This is a genomic window from Arsenicitalea aurantiaca, from assembly GCF_003994485.1.
GTDB lineage: Bacteria > Pseudomonadota > Alphaproteobacteria > Rhizobiales > Devosiaceae > Arsenicitalea > Arsenicitalea aurantiaca.
In genome coordinates this window covers 191,737-211,062 of the sequence record NZ_RZNJ01000001.1, presented here as the reverse complement: position 1 = coordinate 211,062, position 19,326 = coordinate 191,737, and the positions used below count along the sequence as shown (strand labels likewise).

Here is a 19,326-nt window from a genome sequence, read left to right as displayed (position 1 = left end):
ATAAACATGATTATGATGATCATGTTTTAACGAGGGCCGGTCGCGCCTGTCAAACCCCCTTCTCGGGCATCGCGTTCGTACCCCCGTCCACGCTTCTGGGGCGCTGTTGCACATTCATCTTGCCCCCTGCCCGCAAATGCGCCACACCCAGACTAGATCTGGAGGAACTATGGCCGGGCCAAGTCATCGTGCGGGCGCCGTGGCGCTCAAGGCAGCAACGGCGCAGATGCGCTATGAGGAACTGCGCAATGACGGCCAGCGCTGGACGCTCGGGGATGCCGATATTTCGGGGCCCAATCTCGTGCCCGCCGTGCACAAGGCGATCCAGATCCTCGCCTTCATCAACCAGCAGCCGCGCGCGGTGACCCTCTCGGCGATCATCGAGGACACCGGGATCACCAAGAGCCATTGCTTCTCGATCCTGCGCACGCTCGTCCATCATGGCTGGCTGCACTTCAATCCCGATCTCAAGACCTATGAGCTGGGCACCGGCATCCTGCGCGACGTCTCCTCGATCACGCTGCAGGCCTCCCCGCTCTTCGTGGTCAATTCCATCGTCCAGGAGCTGCCGCTGCAGACGGGCACCTCCTGCATCCTTTCCGAGCCCCACGCCGATGGCGGCTTCGTCGTCGTCGAGAAGGCCAACGCGCCCGGCCAGCTCGAAATCTCCTACCCCGTCGGCCATCACTACCCGCGCGACACCAGCGCCCACATGAAGGCCCTGCTCGCCTGGGTTGACGCCGAGGAGGTCGAGGCCTGGCTCGCCGGATGGACGCCGGTCTCCTACACCCCCTCATCGGTCACGAGCATGCAGGGCGTGTGGCGCCAGCTCGAGCTGACGCGCGAGCGCGGCTATGCGCTCAGCGTCGACGAGTTCACCCTCGGCATCGCCGCCATCGCGCTACCGATTTTCGACAATGCCGGGCAGGTCGTCTACATCCTCGATTGCGTGGGCCTCACCCCCGACATCACCGCCCGCCAGGGCGAGGTCGCCCGCGCGCTGATCGCGGCGGTGGGGGAGATCCATCGCGCCATCGGCGGTCGCCCGCCCCAGAATTTCCCGCGCGCCGGCTCGAAGGCCTAGCCCATCAGCCAGCGCGGCAGCGCAAGCGCGACGTCCGGCACGAGGATCAGCAAGAGGATCACCGCCAGCACCGGGATGAGGAACGGGATGCAGGCGATAAAGCCCTTGAGATAGGGCATGCCCGCGAGCCGCGTCACGACGAACAGCACCATCCCGATCGGCGGCGTCATCAGCCCGATCATCACCGTCAGCACCATGATGATCCCGAACTGCACCGGATCGATCCCGAACTGGGTCACCGCCGGCATCAGGATGGGCGTCGTGATCAGGATGACGACGAGATTGTCGAGGAACATTCCGCAGATGAGCAGCAGGATGACGAGCACCGCCATCAGCTGCCAGGGCTCGCTCGCAAACCCGATCAGCAGCTGCGCGAAATCGCGCGCCACGTTTTCGTAGACGAGGATCCAGCCGAACAGCATCGAGGCCGCAATCATGATCATGATCGTCGCGGTGAGCTCGAAGGTCTCGACGAACACCTTGCCGATCCCCCTGAGGTCGAGCGTCCGGTAGAAAACCGCGCCCAGGAGCAGCGCATAGGCGCTCGCCAGCGCCGCGGCCTCGGTGGGTGTCGCGATGCCGAGCGAAATCGACCCGATGATGATCACCGGCATCAGGAGCGCCGGCACCCCGTGCAGGAACGCCCGCCCCCGCTCGCCCCAGCCCTGGCGCGGCTCGGTCGGCATGCCGCGCATGCCCGCATAGATGAAGATCGCAATATGCATGAAGAGCGCGCAAAGGAGCCCCGGCACGATCCCCGCAAGAAAGAGCCGCCCCACCGACACATTGGCCACGAACCCGTAGACGACGAGCGCGAGGCTCGGCGGGATGATGCCCGCAAGGATCGTCGTCACTGCCGTCGTGCCCACCGCAAAGCCGGTGTCGTAGCCGCGCTCGCGCATCGCGCGCAGCTGGATGGCGCCCAGCCCCGCCGCATCCGCCATCGCCGATCCGCTCATCATCGAAAAGATGAGGCTCCCATAGACGTTGACGTGCCCGAGCCCGCCCCGCCAGTGCGCCACCATGGAATTGGCGAAGTTGAAGAGCCGGTCCGTCACGTTGGAAGCGTTCATCAGCATGCCGGCGAGGATGAAAAACGGCACCGCCAGAAGCGTGAAGCTGTCGACCCCTGCCACCATGCGCTGCACCGCGACGAGCGGATTGAGCCCGTTGACGAACATGTAGAGCAGCGACGCCGCGCCGATCGCCGCGAACACCGGCGTGCCGATCAGCATGAGGATGATGAGGCTGGAAAAAAGCAGCAGCATGGGCGGGCTACGATCCCTTTCTGGCGCGGATGGCGCGTTCGAGAATGCGCACGACCCCGACCACCGAGAGCACGGCGAAGGCGGTGTAGAACCAGGCGGTCGGCAATTGCAGCGCCGGGCTGCGCGAGGTGCGCAGCGTGTTGGCGAGGCCGAAGGCGTACCAGGCGAGATAGCAGAGGAACACCAGCGTCACCCCATAGGCGAGCAGCGCCGCGGCCCGCCGCAGCCGCTCGGGCATGTAGCCGGTGTCGATCAGGATATGCGTGCGGTTCTTGAGCCCCGCCCCGATCCCGAGCGCGGTGATGAGGATGAGCCCGTAGCGGCAGAATTCCTCATACCAGGTGAGGCTGATCGAGAACCCGTAGCGCAGGACGACCCCGGCCAGCATGACGAGGAAGATCGCCAGCAGCGCGAGCGCGCCGAGGATCCGTTCCGCCTGCAGATCGGCGATGAAGGAGAGGATACGACGCGGCATCGGCGACCTCGCTCGGGCTTTCTGGGCGTGCCGCCATGCCGGGCGCTGCCGGCATGGCTTCGTGCGTGGTCGGGCAGCAATGCCCGGCGGGGCAGACCCGGACCTAGAGGTCGAGGATCGCCTGCAGCGCCTCGGGCGTTGCGCCCTGCATCTCGGCGAAGGCCGCCTGCGCGTCCTTGCTCGCCGCCTCGAAGGCGGCACGGTCGACGTCGTTGAAGGTCAGCGCACCCTGCGCCTCGAGCTCGGCCCGGAGCCCCTCCTCGAGTTCGAACAGCAGCTGGCTGCCGCGCTCGCCCCAGAATTCGGCGGCCTCGGTCAGGCATTGCTGGCCGGCCTCGTCGAGCTGCTGCATGGCCATGTCCGAGACGATGAAGAGCGTGAAATCCACCATGTGGCCGGTCAGGTTCACATAGTCCTGCACTTCGTAGAAGCGGTTGGCATAGGTCATGGAGAGCCCGTTGACCGAGCCCTCGGCCACGCCCTGCTGCAGCGCCAGATAGACCTCGTGAAGCGCGATCGGGGTCGGAGCCGCGCCCACCGCATTGGGGAAGGCCATGTAGATGGGCATGTTGGGCACGCGCACCTTGAGCCCGGCCATGTCCTCGGGGGTCTCGAGCGGACGGTTCGAGGTCACGTTGAAAAAGCCGAAAAAGCCCGAGGAGAGGATGTGCTGCCCGGTCGCCTCTTCCCAGCCGGCCCAAGCCTCCTTGAAGAGATCGCTCTGCATGTAGGCCATGGCGTGGTCGCGGTCGCGGAAGACGAAGGGCGCCGCGGCGAGCGCCAGCGGCGGATAGGCATTGGCCGCGAAGATGAAGCCGGCCAGCGTCGCATCGACGCCACCGATCATGATCTGCTCCTGCAGCTGCGCGTCGCTGCCGAGCTGGCTCGCCGGGTAGATCTCGAAGCGGTGCGCGCCCCCCGTGCAGGTCTCGAACTGCGCGGCGGCTTCCTGCGCGGCCACGTTGAACGGGTGGGTCGCCTCGAAGACGTGGCCGAGACGGAGCGTGGCGGCCTGCGCGCTGGCGCCGGTCAGCGCGACCGAGAGAGCGATGAGGGAGGCGGCGGCGGAACGGACGAACTTGGTCATATCAGGGTTCCTTGTGCTGCATAAAGAACGCGATCCTCTATTTGGAACACGCTCGGATGGGATCGTCAATGCGCTGGCTTATCCCGCAAAGGGATGGTGTTGCCGCCAGTGCTCGGCAATGTCGATGCGTCGGGTGACCCAGACGTCCTCGAGCCCCGCAATGTGGTCGAGGAAGCGTTCGAGGTCGGCGGCGCGTCCCGGGCGGCCTGCCACGCGGCAGTGAAGCCCGACGCTCATCATCTTGGGCGCGGTCTCGCCCTCGCGACGAAGGAGGTCGCAGGCCCGGATCAGATAGGTCGAGAGGTCCGGCGCCTGGAGCCCCAGACTGTTGAGATAGCGCACGTCATTGCTGTCGAGCGCATAGGGCACGATGAGGTGCGGCGTGCCGGTCTCGGTCGTCCAATAGGGCAAATCGTCCGCGAACGAGTCTGAATCATAGGTGAAGTCGCCGAGCTCCAGCAGCAGCCGCCGCGTGTTCTCGGTCATGCGCCCCGTATACCAGCCGCGCGGCGGCTCCCCGACCACTTCGGTGTGGAGCCGGATGGATTCGGCGATCTGCGCACGCTCCTCGGCCTCTGCCATGTGCGCGTAATTGATCCATTTGAACCCGTGCGAGGCGATCTCCCAGCCCGCCGCCTTCATCGCCGCGACCGCCGCCGGGTTGCGCGCGAGCGCCATCGTCACCCCGAACACGGTCACCGGCAGATTGCGCTCGGTCAGCATGCGGTGGAGCCGCCAGAAGCCGGCGCGGCTGCCATATTCATATTGGGATTCAACGCTGATGTTGCGCTTGCCCTGGAAGGGCACGGAAGGATCCTCGGTCAGCATCGCCTCGGAGGTCGCGTCGCCATGAAGGACCGAGGTCTCGCCCCCTTCCTCGTAATTGACGACGATCTGGATCGCGAGCTTGGCGTCATTGGGCCATTTGGGGTCGACCGGCGCGCCGGCATAGCCCACGAGGTCGCGCGGATAGTCTTCGGTGTAAGCCATCGGTCTCGTCTCCCCTCAATAGGCCAGCCGGTAGAGCGTCTCGGTCAGCACCTTGATGCCCTCCACGATGTCGGGGATGCTCGAGAACTCGTCCGGGGTGTGGCTGCGCCCGTCCTTCGAGCGCACGAAGATCATCGCCACCTTGGCGATCCGCGCCATCTGCTGGGTGTCGTGCCCGGCCCCGCTCGCCATGGTCATCGTCGGCACGCCGTGCTTTTCGGCAGCGGCCTTCATATGCGCGAGAATGCCGGGATCGGACATGCAGGGCGGCTGGTCGTTCAGCACCTCCCAGGAGAGCTCGAGCCCGCGCCGCGCCGCGACTTCGCGCATCAGCCCCTCATGGGCGGCATAGAGCCCCTCGACCTTTGCGGGGTCGGGATGGCGCGCATCGATCGAGAATTCGACCGTCCCCGGCACCACCGCGATGCCGTTGGGGATCGATTTCACCCGCCCCACGGTCGTTACTGCCGGACGGCCCCAGCGATGGGCCGTATCGATGACGCCCAACGCGATTTCGGCAAACCCCGCCATCGGGTCGCGCCGCATGTCCATGGGGAAGGCCCCGGCATGGTTCTGCTGGCCGTTGAGGGTGATCATATAGTGCCGGATGCCGGTGACCCCGGTGACGATCGCGACCGGCAGGCCGGCCTGTTCGAGGATCGGCCCCTGCTCGATATGGAGTTCAATGAACCCCTCGATGTCGTCGCGCTTCGCCTCGGGGATGCGCGCGGGATCGAGCCCGACGTCGCGCATGGCCTCGGCGATGGTTTCACCGCTAAAGGCGCGCACGAGTTCGGGATCCTCCGAAGTCGTCCGCCCGGTGATGGCTCGAGATCCCCACCATTGGGCGGTCGGGAAGCGGCTGTTCTCCTCCTCGCAGAGCGCCACGCATTCGATGGTGCGCCTGGGCTGGCCATAGGTTTCCTTCAGCGCCTTGAGCGCGACGATCCCCGCCAGCGCGCCCAGGATCCCGTCATAGCGACCGCCCGGGGTCTGGGAATCGATATGCGAGCCGGTGACGAACGCTTTGCCCCCCTCGCTGCCGTTGAGGCGTCCCCATACGCTGCCCACCGCGTCATGGCGCGTTTCGAGCCCGGCCTCCTCGCACCATTGCGCATACTGGCGCGTCGCCCCCACCCATTCGGGCGAATAGACCGTGCGCGATACGCCCGTGCCGCCATCCGATCCGTGCTCGGCCATCTCGATGATCAGCTTTTCGACATAAGCGGGATCGATCGTGAAGCTGCCCATGCGAACCTCCAATTGTTCTCTGTATAGAACAACAGTTCTGCATGACGAAAAGGCGCTGTCAATCCGGAATCGTGAAGGTGCCGTGGACCCAGTGCAGCGGGCACATCAGGCGCATAACGGAGATAACTGGAGTTCTCCCAGGAGAACGTTGTCTAGACGACGGCCTCGTCCGGATGCGCCAGAAGCGCGCCGACGATGCGCAGGCCCCGCTCGAGATCCGCCTCGCGCTTGGGCGCAAGAAGGCAGAGCCGCACCCCGCCGCCGCTCTCCGGCCCGACGGCACTTGCCCCCGGCGGGGTCAGCAGCACGCCCCGTTCGGCCGCCCGGCGCGCGAGGCGTTCGGCCTCCATCATCGGCAGCGCCATCCACAGATGCGGCGCCGCCGGCGGGGTTGGTGCAAAGACGTCGCCGAGGATGTCGCGCGCCATCGCAACGCGCAGCCGCGCCTCGCGCATGAGCCGCTCGGTCGCCTGGGCATGGGCGCCCAGTTCGAGGAGCGCGCAGCCGATATTGACCGCCATCGGGGAAGCCCCCCAGATTTCGGCCCGCATCTGCCGCGCGATCCCTGCCCGGAAGGCCTGCGGTGGAAACAGCACCCCGAGCCGGATCAGCGGGGTCAGGCATTTCGAGAGGCTCGAAAGGTAGAAGACCCGCTCGCCATCCATCGCTTTGTAGGTGGGCGCGCCGCTGCGCCCGTAGAACCCGTAAAGATCGTCCTCGACGATATAGGCGTCGTTGGCCGCGCAGATTTCGAGGATCGCCTGGCGCCGGGCCGCGCCCGTCTCGAAGCCGAGCGGATTGTGGCAGACGGGCGTCGTATAGACCGCGCGTGCCCCGGTGCGTTTGAGCGCCGCCTCGAGCGCGTCCGGCAGCATGCCCTCCCGGTCGACCCGCACCCCGGCCATCTCGAGCCCCAGATTGCCCGCCGCCGCGATGGCGCCCGGAAAGGTGTGGCTCTCGGTCACGATCGTGCCGGTGATCGGCTTCAGCGCACCGAACGCCAGATGGATCGCCTGCTGCCCGCCCGCGCAGAGGACGAGCGCTTCGGCTCCCGCCGGCACCCGCGTCGCGCTCAGCCAGTCCGCGACGATGCCCCGTTGCTGCTCGGTGCCGGTGAGGTCCACATACCCCCCGAACGGCATCTCGAGCGAAGCCCGCGTCGCCCGCTCCACCGCCGCCTGCATCAGCTCGGTCCGGATCACCGGCAGCGGGCAGTTGATGGTGAGGTTGACGGTCTCGGGCGCCGGCGCCTCGGCCGCCTGCACGAAGGTGCCGCGCCCCACTTCCCCCCGCACGATCCCGCGTCGGCTGAGCGAATCGATCGCCTTGGTCACCGTGCCGATCGCGACCCCGAAATGCGCCGAAATCTCCCGATGGGTCGGCAGCCGCTCGCCGGGCCCCAGCGCCCCCGCCCCGATCGCCGCCGCGATCGCATCGGCCAGCCGCTCATGAAGCGGCATTTCGCCTTCCGCGATCGCGCGCGGCAATTTCTCGAGGCTCATCGCGTCCCCGCCTCCGGCTCGGGGTAGGGCGTGCCGTCCCGATGCGTGAACACCCAGCGATCCCCCTCGCGCCGCAAGACCATCACGCCCTCCTCATTGTATCGGCCACACCGATACAATCTCCGCCATATCCGAACACACCGGCCGCCAGCGCCTGCCGTGCCGCCTGCTCCGCCGCCTCGATGCCGACATCGAAGAGCCCGCGCCCCAGGCTCACCCGGCGCACCTCGGCCCGCTCGAGTGCGTCGAGCTCGACGCCCGGGCGTCCCGCCTCCACCAGAACGCTCAGCGGCCGCCCGACCGCCCCTGCGACCATCGCGATGTCCTCGATCCGCCGCACCACATCCGCCCCCGCCCGCGCGAAGGCGGCGAGCCGCGCCGTCACCGCCTCGAGATTGCGACCGTCCGCCAGCAGCCCCTCGGCCCGCGCGGTCAGGATGAACGGGCTCCGCGCCGCGCGGATCACCTCGACGCAGGCGTGGATGCGCTCGAGCGCGTGCTGGAAGGGATAGACCGAACCATCCCCCAGCCCCGTGCCGTCCTCGATCGAGCCGCCCGCGAGCCCCATCGCCATCGCTGCGCGGATTGTGTCGGCGCAGTCGCGCGGATCCGGGCCATAGCCGTTCTCGAGATCGGCCGAAACCGGCAGCGTCGTCGCCGCCATGATCTGCCGCGCATTCTCGAGCGCCTCGACGCGCAGCACCTGCCCCGCGCCGTCCTCGCGCGCCAGCCCCCAGGCGAGCCCGGCGCTCGTCGTGCCGATCGCCCGCGCGCCGAGCCGTTCGAGCATGCGCGCGCTGCCGGCATTCCACGCATTGGCCAGCACGAAGATGCCCTCCGCATGGAGCGCCGCAAACCGCAGCACCACTCCCGCCCGCCTCTCGCTCATCTGCATGGGAACCGTCATCTCGCGCCTCCGCGCCATCGCCTGATGCAATGGCGCTATTGTATCGCGCTTGTATCGGATGACAATCCCATTGTCTTCATCCAGACGTCAGCCCTCGGCGATGAGCCTCTGCAGCTTGCCCACCGCCGTATCGGCACTTTCGAGATAGGCGATGGTGCCGAAGAAATCCCCGTCCGGGCCGATCAGCAGCACCGATGCGGTGTGATCGACATTGTAGCCGCCGCCCTCGAGTTCGACGCGCTGTGCAAGAATGCCCCAGGCCTCCACCACCTTTGCCACCTCTTCGGGCGTCCCGGTCAGTCCGGTCACCCGGTCGTTCCAGCTGATGTAGTTGGCGATCACCTCGGGGGTGTCGCGCTCGGGATCGACGGTGACGAAATAGGCGTCCACCGCCTCGGCGTCCGCGCCCAGCCGCTCATACCAGCCCGCCATGTCCGCAAGCGTCGTGGGGCACACATCGGGGCAATGGGTGAACCCGAAAAACACCATGGCCGGCCGCCCCATCATGTCCTCGCGGGTGAAGGGCTGGCCGGTATGGTCGACAAGCGTGTATTCGCCCGCGCCATAGGGCGCCCCGCTCGCGGTCGCGCGCGGCTGGGGCGCCTGGGTCTGGGTATAATAGATCCAGCCGGCCCCGAGCGCGGCCACCGCCACCAGCGCCCAGAGGATCGTGCGCGTCATGCGCAATGCAGAAGAAGTCATCGCAAATATCTCCTAGTGAGCGTGATGGCCGTGGTCCGCACCCGGCGCCGTCCGCGCACCCGGCGCGGCAACCGCGAGGTCGATTTCAACCGTTCCGGCGCGTTCGAATTCGAGCGTTACCGTCACCGGCACCCCCTCGACGATCGGCGCGCTGAGCTGCATCAGCATCAGATGATACCCGCCCGGCTCCAGCGTCACCGTCTCACCGGCGGGAATGACGAGGCCCTCGGGCAGCTCGCGCATGGTCATCACGTCATTGGTCACGGCCATTTCGTGAATTTCGAGGGCCCCGGCGATCGCCGTCGACCCGCCGATCAGCCGGTCGTCCGCATCGCCCCTGTTGGCGATGACCAGATACCCCCCGCCGACCGGCGCATTGGGCGGCGTCGCGCGGGTGAAGGCCCCCGAGATTTCGAGGTCCCCTGCGATGACGACATCCCTTGCACTATCGGCAGCGTGCGCGGCATCGTGGGCGCCGTCATGGGCATGCGCCGCGTCCTGGGCCAGCGCCGGCTGTCCCGCGAGAAGCGCGAAAACAAGAAGGCTCGTGAGCGTGGTTTTCATCTCTGTCTCTCTTTCCTTGAAGTTCAGGGCAATGTGAAGCTGTCGCCGAGCCGCACCATCTGAAAGCGGCTGAGGCGGATTTCGAGGTCGATCTGCCAGGCGCCGGCGAGCGGCAGGGTCACTCCCTCCGCGCGCCAGTATCCGTCCTCGCCGAGGCTCGTCGGCACGCGGGTCGGTTCGATCCCGCGCTCGGGCGCCGAAACGAGGATTTCGACCGATTGCGGGCTGACCGCGGCAAAATCCCCATCCATCAGATAAACCGCGATCGCGTTCGGCCCGGGGCGCGCGGGCGTGATCTCGAGATCGGCCATCAGCGCCTCGGTGTGGATGTGCATCGCAATGGGGAGGGCGGCAGCCTCCGCAAGCGCGCGCGGCGGAGGGGTGAACCGCCAGCCCGCGACCAAAAGGAGCACGAGCGCCATGAGCGCGATCTCGGCGAGAATGCTTTTTCCCATTGCCCGCCGTGCGCGGCGATCGCCCTCCAGCGCCCGCCCGGTCAGCACCAGCCGGTTATAAAGCGCGAGCCCGAAGACGATGGCGAGGAGGACGAGCTTGGCGAGGAGGATGAAGCCATAGCCCGAGACCCAGCTCGAGACGTCCTGCCCCAGTTGCACGACCCCGAGCACCACGCCGGAAATGAGGATCGCCCCCACCGGATAGGGAATGAACCGCGAGAACCGGGAGAGGAGCGCCCCGCCCTCGCTCCGCCCTTCGGCGAGCGCCCCCCGCAGCGGCAGAAGCGCGCCCGCCCAGAGCACGATCCCCAGAATATGGAAAAAGACGGCCGGTCGCGTCAGCCCCTGCGGATCGGCCGCGCTCGCATGGCCTGAACGCGCGAGCGCGAGACCCGCAAGCAGCAGCGCCGATCCGGCGAGGATCGATGCGCCACGCCCGGCGCCGCGCCCGAACCCGATAATCCCAAGCGCAAAGGCTGCCATCAGGATCAGCGCCGTCCAGCCATAGCTCGTCGCCATGCCGGTCGCCCAGCTTGCGGGCGAAATGAGATCGGGCATCCGGCCCCCGAGCGCATCGACGCCCTGGAGCCCGAGGCTCAGCGGCGCGAGCACGAGCCCCCCGACCATCATCGCGAAAACGAGCCTCCGGGGCCCGGCCTCGCCCTGGGCAAAGACGACGGCATAGACTGCCGAACCGAGCCCGAAGAGCAGCACGCCATAGAGCAGTGCCTTTGCGCCCCAGAGGAGCGCGCCAATAGCGGGGTCCACCACGACCGCTCCGCTGGCAGCGCCCGTCACTATACCGATGGAAAAGACATTGGCCCCGCCCACCGGGTGCCCGTCCGCCGAGACGACCCGCCAGCTCAGGACATGGGTGCCTTCCCCCAGATCCGCCGGCAAGGGGATGGCGAGCGTGCTTCCGCCGAGCCCCTCGGCCACGATCGGCAGGCTTTCGCCATCGGGCGTGATCAGCGTTGCGGTCAGGAGGCTGACGGGCTCGTTGAACCCGAGCGTAACCGCTTCGGGCGCCGCCTCGACCATGGCATTTTCCATGGGCGTGCTCGAAAGCAGCACTGCATGAGCGAGGGCCTGCGGCGCGCCGAGGATCAGCGTCAGCAGCAGCATGGCGAGCGCGCGCATGGGCGCCTGCAGGGGTCGGGTCATCTCGATGGTCCGCGTTCGGGGTGACGGGAATGCCGGCGCGCCTTCGCGCACCGGCATGGTGTCGTCAGTGCCCCGCAGGACCCTCGATCAGCGTCACCTTGGGCGCGGGATAAGCGGCGCCCGGCTCTCCGCTCGTATCGATCCAGGCTTCCTCGCCATTGGCGCATTCCTGGATCGCGGGGAAGTAGAACACGCCGGGCTCGAGCGAGTCCGCAAACGTGCCGCGGAAGACGAACTCGTCATACCATTCATTGGGCAGATTGCCGCCCGACCAGACGATCTCGACGACACCCTCGGTCACCTCGGTGCCGTGGTTGAGATAGGTGTTCTCATAGCTCCCTGTGACGGTTTCGAGGTCCCAGCCGGCCTTGGGCATCGGCTTGACCGCGAAGAACCCCTCGGGGATCTGGATGCGGACCACATTGGTCGCTTCGGTGCCGCAGCCATGGGGCACGCGCAGCACCGCCTTGAAGCCCGACCCGATGCGGGCCTCCTGGACTTCGAGCGTGGCGTGGGCAAGGCCCGGAACGGTGAGGGCGGACAGGGTGAGGGCCGCAAGGCCAAGACGGCAGAAAGCGCGGATCATCTTTGATCTCCAGTAGCAATAGGTCTTGAAAACCGCGCACGACATCCGTGCGCGAGGGATCAGACCGCTACTGGTGGAGCGCGTGGCTCGATCGTATGGAACAAGGCCGCAGGCGGCGGCGCGCGCGTGTCGGGCGTGAAGTAGACCGCGAGCGACACCACCGGCACGAAAACCTGCTGGGGCACCGGATCGACGAGCGCGAGCTGGAATTTGCCGACCGCCGTGACCGGGCAGTTGACTGCCGTCGGCGTCTGGTCCTCGGACCCGGCCTCGTTGATCGCCGTACAGACCGACCAGGCCCCGATGGTTTCGTAGCCGAGCGCGGCAAAGTCCCGCTGCGAGGCCGCGGCCTGGTGGAGCGGCACGAGCAGGGTGAGGAGATAGACCGCAAGCACGGCGAAAGCCGTCCCGATCTCCCGCGCCACCGATTTGCGTGCCAAAGGCGCCATGGGCCCTCCTGACCTCCGCATAGCAGCGCGCCCCGCTTCGCCACAAGGCACAATTTGCCGCAACCGGTGGCCTCATGTGCAGCTACGCGCAGATGCGTGCGGAACGCGGCGGCGCCTCCCGGCATTGCACGCTATGCACCCCGCCCCCGAGGCCCGCCACAGAGGTCCCCATGCACGTCACCCTTTCCGTCAACGGCACAGAGCATGCGCTCGACATCGATCCGCGCACCACGCTCCTCGATGCGCTGCGCGACCATCTCGATCTCACCGGCACCAAGAAGGGCTGCGATCACGGCCAGTGCGGGGCCTGCACCATCCTGCTCGACGGAAAGCGCATCAATTCATGCCTCACCCTCGCGGTCATGCATGAGGGCGATGCCATCACCACGGTCGAAGGGCTTAGCACGCCGGACGCCCTCTCCCCGCTTCAGGCCGCCTTCGTCGCCCATGACGGCTATCAGTGCGGCTATTGCACCCCCGGCCAGATCTGTTCGGCCACCGGCATGCTCGAGGAGATCGCAGCGGGCTGGCCGAGCCACGTCACCGACGATCTCGAGGCCGACCCCGCCCTCACCCGCGAGGAGATTTCCGAACGCATGAGCGGCAATCTCTGCCGCTGCTCGGCCTATCCCAATATCGTCGATGCCATCGCCGAAGTCGGGGGTGCCGCAAAATGAGGGCCTTCGATTACCAGCGCCCCGAAAGCGCAGAGGCCGCGACGCGGGCACAATCGGGCGCCGAGGCGCGCTTCATCGCCGGGGGCACCAATCTTCTCGATCTCATGAAGCTCGAGATCGAGACCCCCCGAACCCTCATCGACATCTCGCGCCTGCCGCTCGACGGGATCGCCCCGACCGAAGCGGGGGGCTTCAGCATCGGCGCCCTTGTCACCAATGCCGCGCTCGCCGCAGATCCTTCCGTGCGCCGGCTCTATCCGGTTCTCTCCCGCGCGCTCCTTGCCGGCGCCTCGGGCCAATTGCGCAACAAGGCGACGACCGGCGGCAACCTCCTCCAGCGCACCCGCTGCTATTATTTCTACAACCCCGCCACCCCCTGCAACAAGCGCGAGCCCGGCTCGGGCTGCAGCGCCATTGGCGGTCACACCCGCATCCACGCCATCCTCGGCACGAGCCCCCACTGCATCGCCACCCACCCCTCGGACATGGCCGTCGCCATGATGGCGCTCGAGGCCGAAGTCGAAATCCTCGGGCCCGACGGGCAGACCCGCACCATACCGCTCGCCGATCTCTATCGCCTCCCCGGGGACACCCCGCACATCGAGACGAGCCTTGCCCCCGGCGACCTCATCACGGCCGTCATCCTGCCCCCACCCCCACCGGGCCGGCAGCTCTACCGCAAGGTCCGCGACCGCGCCTCCTACGCCTTCGCGCTCGTCTCGGTCGCCGCCATCATCGCGATGGAGAACGGCCGGATCAGCGCTGCCCGCCTCGCCTTCGGCGGCCTCGCCCCCATGCCCTGGCGCGACCGCGAGGTCGAGGCGCTTCTCATCGGGGAAGCGCCCTCGCCCGCCCTTTTTGCGGCCGCCGCCGACCGTCTGCTCGCCACCGCGCGAACCGAGGACGGCAACGCCTTCAAATCCCCCCTCGCCCGCCGCACCCTTGCGAGCGTCCTTGCCACCGCCTGCGCCGGGAACAGCTGAGATGAACATTACCTTCAAGATGGATGAGCCGGTCGGCTCGAGCCTCCTCGATCACACCCGCCAGAACGTCATCTCCCGCCCCATCGACCGCATCGAGGGCCCGCTCAAGGTCGCCGGCCGCGCCCGCTACAGCGCCGAGTTCAAATTCCCCGGCATGGTGCACGGCGTCCTCGTCGGCTCGACCATCCCGGCCGGCACCATCACCGGGATAAACGAGACCCGCGCCCGCGCTCTCCCCGGCGTCCTTGCCGTCGTCACCGACTACGAGACCTTCCTGCGCAATCCCGGCCAGGGCCTTGAGACCGAAGCCCCCGCCCAGGGCGTCCGCGAGATCGCCTATTTCGGCCAGCCCGTCGCCCTCGTCGTCGCCGAAACCTTCGAGGCCGCCCGCAACGCCGCCGGCGCCCTCGACATCGCCTACGCCCCCGCCGAGGCCCGGCTCGATTTCCGCGCGCTCCAGTCGGAGGCGAGGCCCAAGGAAAGCTCGCAGAAATCCCAGGGCGATCTCGACCGCGCCATGATGGACGCCGCCGCGAGCATCGACGCGGTCTGGACCACGCCCTCCCAGAACAGCGCCGCCATGGAGCCCCATGCCAGCACCGCGCTCTGGGAGGGGGACACCCTCATCGTCTACGGCGCCTACCAGATGCTCTCGAGCGACCGCCAGCAGCTCGCCGACGCCCTCGGGCTCGCGCCCGACAAGGTGCGCATCATCGCTCACTATGTCGGGGGCGGCTTCGGGGCCAAGCTCGGCATCAGCCAGGAGAGTGTCGCGGCCGCCCTCGCCGCCCGCGCCCTCAACCGCCCGGTGCAGGTGGTGATGACCCGCCAGCAGGTCTTCGAAGCCACCGTCCGGCGCTCCGAGACCATCCAGCGCGTCCGCCTCGCCGCCGGCGCCGATGGCCGGCTTACCGGCATCGGCCACGAGACCATCACCGCCAACCTGCCCGACGAGGATTTCTCCGAGCCCGCGAGCGCCTCCACCCAGTTCCTCTATGGCGGAGAGGCGCGCCGCTTCGGCAATTCCATCGTCACGCTCAACCAGGTGCTGTCGGCCTCCATGCGCGCGCCGGGCGAAGCGGTCGGCATGCTCGCGCTCGAAGGCGCCATGGACGAGCTCGCCGAGGCCCTCGACATCGATCCGGTCGAACTGCGCAAGCGCAATCTGCCCCCGCGCCACCCCATGGACGACTTGCCCTTTTCGAGCCGCTCGCTCGCCGAATGCCTCGATCACGGCGCGAGCGCCTTCGGCTGGGCGGACCGCAATCCCCGCCCCGCAAACAGGCGCGAGGGCGAATGGTGGATCGGCCAGGGCATGGCCGCCGCAGCCCGCTCGAACATGCTCATCACCTCGAGCGCACGGGTCACCCTCGGCACCGATAGCCGCGCGCTCATCGAAACCGACATGACCGATATCGGCACGGGCACCTATACCATCCTCGCCCAGATCGCCGCCGAAATGCTGGGCCTTCCCGTCGAGGCCATCGATGTTCATCTGGGCGATACGGCCTTCCCCGCCGCAGCCGGCTCGGGCGGCAGCTTCGGGGCGGCGAGCGCGGGCACATCGGTCTATCTCGCCTGCAAGCGCCTGCGCGAAACGCTCGCCGAGCGCATCGGCGCGACCCCAGAGGAGCTGGTCCTTTCCGAGGGCATGGCCCGACGCGGCAATGCTGCCAAGCCCTTCAGCGAGCTTGTCACCGAACCGCTCGTCGCTACCGCGACCGTCGAGCCGGGCAAGACCGAGGAGAACTTCGTCCAGGCCGCCTTCGGCGCGCATTTCGCCGAGGTCGGCGTTCACGTCCACACCGGCGAGATCCGCGTCCGGCGCATGCACGGCACTTTTGCGGCCGGCCGCATCCTCAACGAAAAGACCGCCCGCTCCCAATGCATCGGCGGCATGGTCTTCGGCATCGGCACGGCCCTTACAGAAGAACTGGTCCACGACACCCGGCTCGGAACCATCGTCAATCACGACCTTGCCGAATATCATCTGCCCGTCCATGCCGACGTGCCGCGCATCGATGTCGTCTTTCTCGAGGAGCGCGACCACGCCGCAAATCCGCTCCTCGCCAAGGGCATCGGCGAGCTCGGCATTTCAGGCGCCGGCGCGGCCATCGCCAATGCCGTCTACAATGCCTGCGGGATGCGCGTGCGCGATTTCCCCCTAACCCTCGACAAGCTGATCGCGCACCTGCCCGATCCCGACGCCGTCCAACCCTGATCGTCCGCGGGGGGAGCGCTTGGCGGCCCCCCCGGCCTCTACTACGGGCGCGCTTGGCGCCCCCCTCGTCCTTGGTACGGGTGCGACCCGAGCGCAGAAACCCTCTTTTCAAAAGGCGGAAATCCTATAGGATATAGCGATTGAAACCGAGCAGCGCGGCCAGCGCGCGCGCCACAAGCGGCATTTGAGGAGAGATCATGTTCGGAGCCCTGCGACTTCCGGCAACCATAGTCTTTGGCAAGGGACAGCGGCGCGCCGCCGGCAAGGCCGCCGCCCGCTTCGGCAGCAAGGCGCTGGTCTGCACCGATGCCCGGCTCGCCGGCACGCCCGAATTCGCCGAGCTCCTCGCCGACCTCGAGGCGCATGGCGTTTCGGCCACGGTCTATGATCGCACCATTGCCGATCTGCCGCTCGACTGCATCGACGATGCGGTCAAGTCAGCCGAGGGTCTCTCGCCCGATCTCGTCATCGGCATCGGCGGGGGCAGCTGCATGGATCTCGCCAAGGTCGTAGCCATCATGCTCACCCATGGCGGTTCCGTCAGCGACTATTATGGCGAGTTCGCCGTGCCGGGCCCCGTCATGCCCTTGATCGCCATCCCGACGACTTCGGGCACCGGTTCGGAGGTCACCCCCGTCGCCGTGGTCATGGATGAGGGGCGCGGCGCCAAGGTCGGCATCGCCAGCCCCCACATCATCCCGGCCATGGCCATCTGCGATCCCGAGCTCACCGTCACCTGCCCGGTGCGGCTCACCGCCTGCTCGGGCGCCGATGCGCTGGCGCATGCGGTCGAAGCCTTCACCAGCCGCCCGCGCGAAGCCGATCCGCTCCTCACCGAAACCCAGGTCTTCATCGGCAAGAATCTGCTTTCGGATCATTTTGCAAAGCTCGCCGTTCGCCAGGTCTTCACCCATCTGGCGCGCGCCACCAGCACCGGCTCCGATCTCGAGGCGCGCGAAGGCATGATGCTCGCTTCGCTTGCCGCCGGCTGCGCCTTCGGCACCGCCGGCACGGCGGCCGCCCATGCGCTCCAATACCCCGTGGGCAATCTCACCCACACCGCCCATGGCGATGGCGTCGGCGCGCTCCTGCCCTATGTCATGCAGTTCAACCGCTCCGCGGCCGAAGCGCCTCTCGCCGAGCTTGCCCGTGAACTGGGCCTCGGGGATCCCGGCATGGCCGACGAGCACCTCAGCCAGCTCTTCATCGATGCGGTTGGCGAGCTCTTTGCCGAAGTGGGCGTGCCCGTCTCGCTCGCCGATCTGGGGCTTGCCCCCGGCCATGAAAAGGAAATCGCCGAAGGCGCGCTCAAGGCCGAGCGCCTCGTGCGCAACAATCCCCGTCCGCTCGATCTTGCCGGCATGCTCGCCATCACCGAAGCGGCGCAGGCGGGGGACCGCACCCGGCTCCTCCAGTCCTGAAATCCGGCGCAAGCGCGCCAGGCCCCTCAATGACAGGTGCAACAATGACAGAAAATACCAGCTACAGCGTCTCCGGCTTTTCGGGCGAAGGCGGTTTCCCCATTCCCACCGGCCTGCTGATCGGGGCGGAGTGGCGTGAGGGCCGCGAAGGCAACCGCATCGACGTCCTCAATCCCTCGACGGGCGAGACCTTGACCACCATCGCCGATGGCACGGTCGAGGACGGCATCGCAGCGGTCGACGCCGCCTCGGCCGCCGCCGCCGAGTGGGCTGCGACACCCCCGCGCAAGCGCGCCACGATCCTGCTTGCCTGCTACGAAGCCATGGTCGAGCGGGCCGATTGGCTCGCCTATCTGATCTCGCTCGAAAACGGCAAGGCCCTGCCCGATGCCCGCTCCGAAGTGATGTATGCGGCCGAATTCTTCCGCTGGTACGCCGAAGAAGCGGTGCGCATCAATGGCGAGCTCGCCATGGCGCCCGCCGGGGGCAACCGCATCATGGTGCAATACCAGCCGATCGGCGTCTCGCTCCTCATCACCCCGTGGAACTTCCCCGCGGCCATGGCGACCCGCAAGATCGCCCCGGCGCTCGCGGCCGGCTGCACCTGCATCCTGAAGCCCGCCACCGAAACCCCGCTCACCGCGCTCGCCATCGGCGAGATCCTGCGCAATGCCGGCGTGCCCGATGGCGTCGTCAACATCATCAACACCCGCAAGGCCGGGCCGGTCTGCAGCGCCATCCTGCACGATCCGCGCGTGCGCAAGCTCTCCTTCACCGGCTCGACCCCCGTCGGGCGCACCCTCCTCAAGGAAGCCGCCGACAGCATCATCAGCTGCTCGATGGAGCTTGGTGGCAACGCCCCCTTCATCGTCTTCGATGATGCCGATCTCGATGCGGCCATCGAAGGCGCCATGGTCGCCAAGATGCGCAATGGCGGCGAGGCCTGCACCGCGGCCAACCGCTTCTACGTCCAGGAAGGCATCCACGACGCTTTCGTCGAAAAGCTCGCCGCCCGCATGGGCGCGCTCAAGCTCGGCGCCGGCACCGATCCGGCCACCCAGTGCGGCGCGATGATCAATCCCAAGGCCGTCGAGAAGATCCAGTCGCTCGTCGATGATGCGGTCGCAAAGGGCGCGTCGATCGTGCTCGGGGGCAAGCCGGGCGAAGGCCCGGGCTTCTACTACCCGCCCTCGGTCGTCACCGGAATTCCCGATGGCGCCGAGATCCTCAGCGACGAGATCTTCGGCCCGGTCGCTGCGATCCGCACCTTCTCGGACCAGGAGCAGGCGATCGCCATGGCCAACGATACCGAATATGGGCTTGCCGCCTATGTCTACACCGCCGATCTGCGGCGCGGGCTCCAGGTCTCCGAGCGTCTCGAATACGGCATGGTCGCGCTCAACCGCGGTCTCGTCTCCGATCCGGCCGCGCCCTTTGGCGGGGTCAAGCAGAGCGGGCTCGGCCGCGAGGGGTCCCATCACGGGCTCATCGAGTTCACCGAAGCCAAGTACATCGCCGTCACCTGGTAAGCGGTATGGGG

18 protein-coding genes are annotated in these 19,326 nt (G+C 67.6%); 6 read left to right on the top strand and 12 right to left on the bottom strand.

Annotated elements, in window-relative coordinates; genetic code table 11:
• The first annotated feature begins 169 nt into the window (after nucleotides 1–169).
• Complete coding sequence (locus EMQ25_RS01025) at nucleotides 170–1,084, top strand: IclR family transcriptional regulator (protein ID WP_158625902.1); 915 nt, start codon at nucleotides 170–172, stop codon at nucleotides 1,082–1,084.
• Here EMQ25_RS01025 and EMQ25_RS01020 read toward each other — a convergent pair.
• The 12 genes from EMQ25_RS01020 to EMQ25_RS00965 form a co-directional block, all read right to left on the bottom strand.
• On the bottom strand, nucleotides 1,081–2,352 hold the full coding sequence (locus tag EMQ25_RS01020) for a TRAP transporter large permease (protein WP_127186695.1): 1,272 nt from the start codon (nucleotides 2,350–2,352) through the stop codon (nucleotides 1,081–1,083). The genes EMQ25_RS01025 and EMQ25_RS01020 overlap by 4 nt on opposite strands.
• A gap of 7 nt (nucleotides 2,353–2,359) precedes the next feature.
• Complete coding sequence (locus tag EMQ25_RS01015; protein ID WP_127186694.1) at nucleotides 2,360–2,827, bottom strand: TRAP transporter small permease; 468 nt, start codon at nucleotides 2,825–2,827, stop codon at nucleotides 2,360–2,362.
• 103 nt (nucleotides 2,828–2,930) lie between these two features.
• Nucleotides 2,931–3,914 carry a TRAP transporter substrate-binding protein DctP gene (gene dctP, locus EMQ25_RS01010; RefSeq protein ID WP_127186693.1) on the bottom strand — a complete coding sequence of 328 codons (984 nt, stop codon included), beginning with the start codon at nucleotides 3,912–3,914 and terminating at the stop codon, nucleotides 2,931–2,933.
• Nucleotides 3,915–3,992: 78 nt separating this feature from the next.
• Nucleotides 3,993–4,904, bottom strand: a complete 912-nt coding sequence (gene puuE / locus EMQ25_RS01005) for an allantoinase PuuE (RefSeq protein WP_127186692.1) — start codon at nucleotides 4,902–4,904, stop codon at nucleotides 3,993–3,995.
• 15 nt (nucleotides 4,905–4,919) lie between these two features.
• Nucleotides 4,920–6,155: a Zn-dependent hydrolase gene (locus EMQ25_RS01000; RefSeq protein WP_127186691.1), complete on the bottom strand. Its 1,236-nt coding sequence runs from the start codon at nucleotides 6,153–6,155 to the stop codon at nucleotides 4,920–4,922.
• A 152-nt stretch (nucleotides 6,156–6,307) separates the two neighbouring features.
• Entirely contained in the window at nucleotides 6,308–7,657 is a 1,350-nt protein-coding gene (locus tag EMQ25_RS00995; RefSeq protein ID WP_127186690.1) for an aminotransferase-like domain-containing protein, read from the bottom strand.
• A gap of 82 nt (nucleotides 7,658–7,739) precedes the next feature.
• Nucleotides 7,740–8,564: an isocitrate lyase/PEP mutase family protein gene (locus EMQ25_RS00990; RefSeq protein ID WP_204569798.1), complete on the bottom strand. Its 825-nt coding sequence runs from the start codon at nucleotides 8,562–8,564 to the stop codon at nucleotides 7,740–7,742.
• Nucleotides 8,565–8,651: 87 nt separating this feature from the next.
• The gene (locus tag EMQ25_RS00985) at nucleotides 8,652–9,266 is read right to left on the bottom strand and encodes an SCO family protein (protein ID WP_244606423.1); all 615 of its coding nucleotides are present in this window, start codon (nucleotides 9,264–9,266) and stop codon (nucleotides 8,652–8,654) included.
• 12 nt (nucleotides 9,267–9,278) lie between these two features.
• Nucleotides 9,279–9,830, bottom strand: a complete 552-nt coding sequence (locus EMQ25_RS00980; protein WP_127186689.1) for a copper chaperone PCu(A)C — start codon at nucleotides 9,828–9,830, stop codon at nucleotides 9,279–9,281.
• Nucleotides 9,831–9,853: 23 nt separating this feature from the next.
• The gene (locus EMQ25_RS00975; protein ID WP_158625901.1) at nucleotides 9,854–11,449 is read right to left on the bottom strand and encodes a copper resistance CopC/CopD family protein; all 1,596 of its coding nucleotides are present in this window, start codon (nucleotides 11,447–11,449) and stop codon (nucleotides 9,854–9,856) included.
• Nucleotides 11,450–11,513: 64 nt separating this feature from the next.
• On the bottom strand, nucleotides 11,514–12,035 hold the full coding sequence (locus tag EMQ25_RS00970; protein ID WP_127186687.1) for a YcnI family copper-binding membrane protein: 522 nt from the start codon (nucleotides 12,033–12,035) through the stop codon (nucleotides 11,514–11,516).
• A gap of 59 nt (nucleotides 12,036–12,094) precedes the next feature.
• Nucleotides 12,095–12,484, bottom strand: coding sequence for a hypothetical protein (locus EMQ25_RS00965; protein WP_127186686.1), 390 nt, complete (start codon nucleotides 12,482–12,484; stop codon nucleotides 12,095–12,097).
• A 92-nt stretch (nucleotides 12,485–12,576) separates the two neighbouring features.
• Between EMQ25_RS00965 and EMQ25_RS00960 the strand changes: the two genes are divergently transcribed.
• The 5 genes from EMQ25_RS00960 to EMQ25_RS00940 all read left to right on the top strand — a co-directional run bounded on the left by EMQ25_RS00960 (nucleotide 12,577) and on the right by EMQ25_RS00940 (nucleotide 19,315).
• A complete protein-coding gene (locus EMQ25_RS00960; RefSeq protein WP_425290219.1) occupies nucleotides 12,577–13,161 on the top strand; it encodes a 2Fe-2S iron-sulfur cluster-binding protein in 585 nt (194 codons plus the stop codon).
• Nucleotides 13,158–14,144, top strand: a complete 987-nt coding sequence (locus EMQ25_RS00955; RefSeq protein ID WP_127186684.1) for an FAD binding domain-containing protein — start codon at nucleotides 13,158–13,160, stop codon at nucleotides 14,142–14,144. The genes EMQ25_RS00960 and EMQ25_RS00955 overlap by 4 nt, the downstream gene beginning before the upstream one ends.
• 1 nt (nucleotide 14,145) lies before the next feature.
• Complete coding sequence (locus EMQ25_RS00950) at nucleotides 14,146–16,365, top strand: xanthine dehydrogenase family protein molybdopterin-binding subunit (protein WP_127186683.1); 2,220 nt, start codon at nucleotides 14,146–14,148, stop codon at nucleotides 16,363–16,365.
• 197 nt (nucleotides 16,366–16,562) lie between these two features.
• Complete coding sequence (locus tag EMQ25_RS00945) at nucleotides 16,563–17,786, top strand: iron-containing alcohol dehydrogenase (protein ID WP_127186682.1); 1,224 nt, start codon at nucleotides 16,563–16,565, stop codon at nucleotides 17,784–17,786.
• Nucleotides 17,787–17,830: 44 nt separating this feature from the next.
• Nucleotides 17,831–19,315 carry an NAD-dependent succinate-semialdehyde dehydrogenase gene (locus EMQ25_RS00940; protein ID WP_127186681.1) on the top strand — a complete coding sequence of 495 codons (1,485 nt, stop codon included), beginning with the start codon at nucleotides 17,831–17,833 and terminating at the stop codon, nucleotides 19,313–19,315.
• Nucleotides 19,316–19,326: the final 11 nt, after the last annotated feature.

What these genes read in the sequence shown, in the direction of transcription:
- EMQ25_RS00955 (WP_127186684.1), top strand. Translation starts at nt 13,158, where the DNA reads ATGAGGGCCTTCGATTACCAGCGCCCCGAAAGCGCAGAGGCCGCGACG.
- EMQ25_RS00965 (WP_127186686.1), bottom strand. Translation starts at nt 12,484, where the DNA reads ATGGCGCCTTTGGCACGCAAATCGGTGGCGCGGGAGATCGGGACGGCT.
- EMQ25_RS00995 (WP_127186690.1), bottom strand. Translation starts at nt 7,657, where the DNA reads ATGAGCCTCGAGAAATTGCCGCGCGCGATCGCGGAAGGCGAAATGCCG.
- EMQ25_RS01000 (WP_127186691.1), bottom strand. Translation starts at nt 6,155, where the DNA reads ATGGGCAGCTTCACGATCGATCCCGCTTATGTCGAAAAGCTGATCATC.
- EMQ25_RS00990 (WP_204569798.1), bottom strand. Translation starts at nt 8,564, where the DNA reads ATGACGGTTCCCATGCAGATGAGCGAGAGGCGGGCGGGAGTGGTGCTG.
- EMQ25_RS00940 (WP_127186681.1), top strand. Translation starts at nt 17,831, where the DNA reads ATGACAGAAAATACCAGCTACAGCGTCTCCGGCTTTTCGGGCGAAGGC.
- EMQ25_RS00980 (WP_127186689.1), bottom strand. Translation starts at nt 9,830, where the DNA reads ATGAAAACCACGCTCACGAGCCTTCTTGTTTTCGCGCTTCTCGCGGGA.
- EMQ25_RS00960 (WP_425290219.1), top strand. Translation starts at nt 12,577, where the DNA reads ATGCGTGCGGAACGCGGCGGCGCCTCCCGGCATTGCACGCTATGCACC.
- EMQ25_RS00950 (WP_127186683.1), top strand. Translation starts at nt 14,146, where the DNA reads ATGAACATTACCTTCAAGATGGATGAGCCGGTCGGCTCGAGCCTCCTC.
- EMQ25_RS00975 (WP_158625901.1), bottom strand. Translation starts at nt 11,449, where the DNA reads ATGACCCGACCCCTGCAGGCGCCCATGCGCGCGCTCGCCATGCTGCTG.
- EMQ25_RS01020 (WP_127186695.1), bottom strand. Translation starts at nt 2,352, where the DNA reads ATGCTGCTGCTTTTTTCCAGCCTCATCATCCTCATGCTGATCGGCACG.
- EMQ25_RS01015 (WP_127186694.1), bottom strand. Translation starts at nt 2,827, where the DNA reads ATGCCGCGTCGTATCCTCTCCTTCATCGCCGATCTGCAGGCGGAACGG.
- EMQ25_RS00970 (WP_127186687.1), bottom strand. Translation starts at nt 12,035, where the DNA reads ATGATCCGCGCTTTCTGCCGTCTTGGCCTTGCGGCCCTCACCCTGTCC.
- EMQ25_RS01025 (WP_158625902.1), top strand. Translation starts at nt 170, where the DNA reads ATGGCCGGGCCAAGTCATCGTGCGGGCGCCGTGGCGCTCAAGGCAGCA.
- puuE (WP_127186692.1), bottom strand. Translation starts at nt 4,904, where the DNA reads ATGGCTTACACCGAAGACTATCCGCGCGACCTCGTGGGCTATGCCGGC.
- EMQ25_RS00945 (WP_127186682.1), top strand. Translation starts at nt 16,563, where the DNA reads ATGTTCGGAGCCCTGCGACTTCCGGCAACCATAGTCTTTGGCAAGGGA.
- dctP (WP_127186693.1), bottom strand. Translation starts at nt 3,914, where the DNA reads ATGACCAAGTTCGTCCGTTCCGCCGCCGCCTCCCTCATCGCTCTCTCG.
- EMQ25_RS00985 (WP_244606423.1), bottom strand. Translation starts at nt 9,266, where the DNA reads ATGACTTCTTCTGCATTGCGCATGACGCGCACGATCCTCTGGGCGCTG.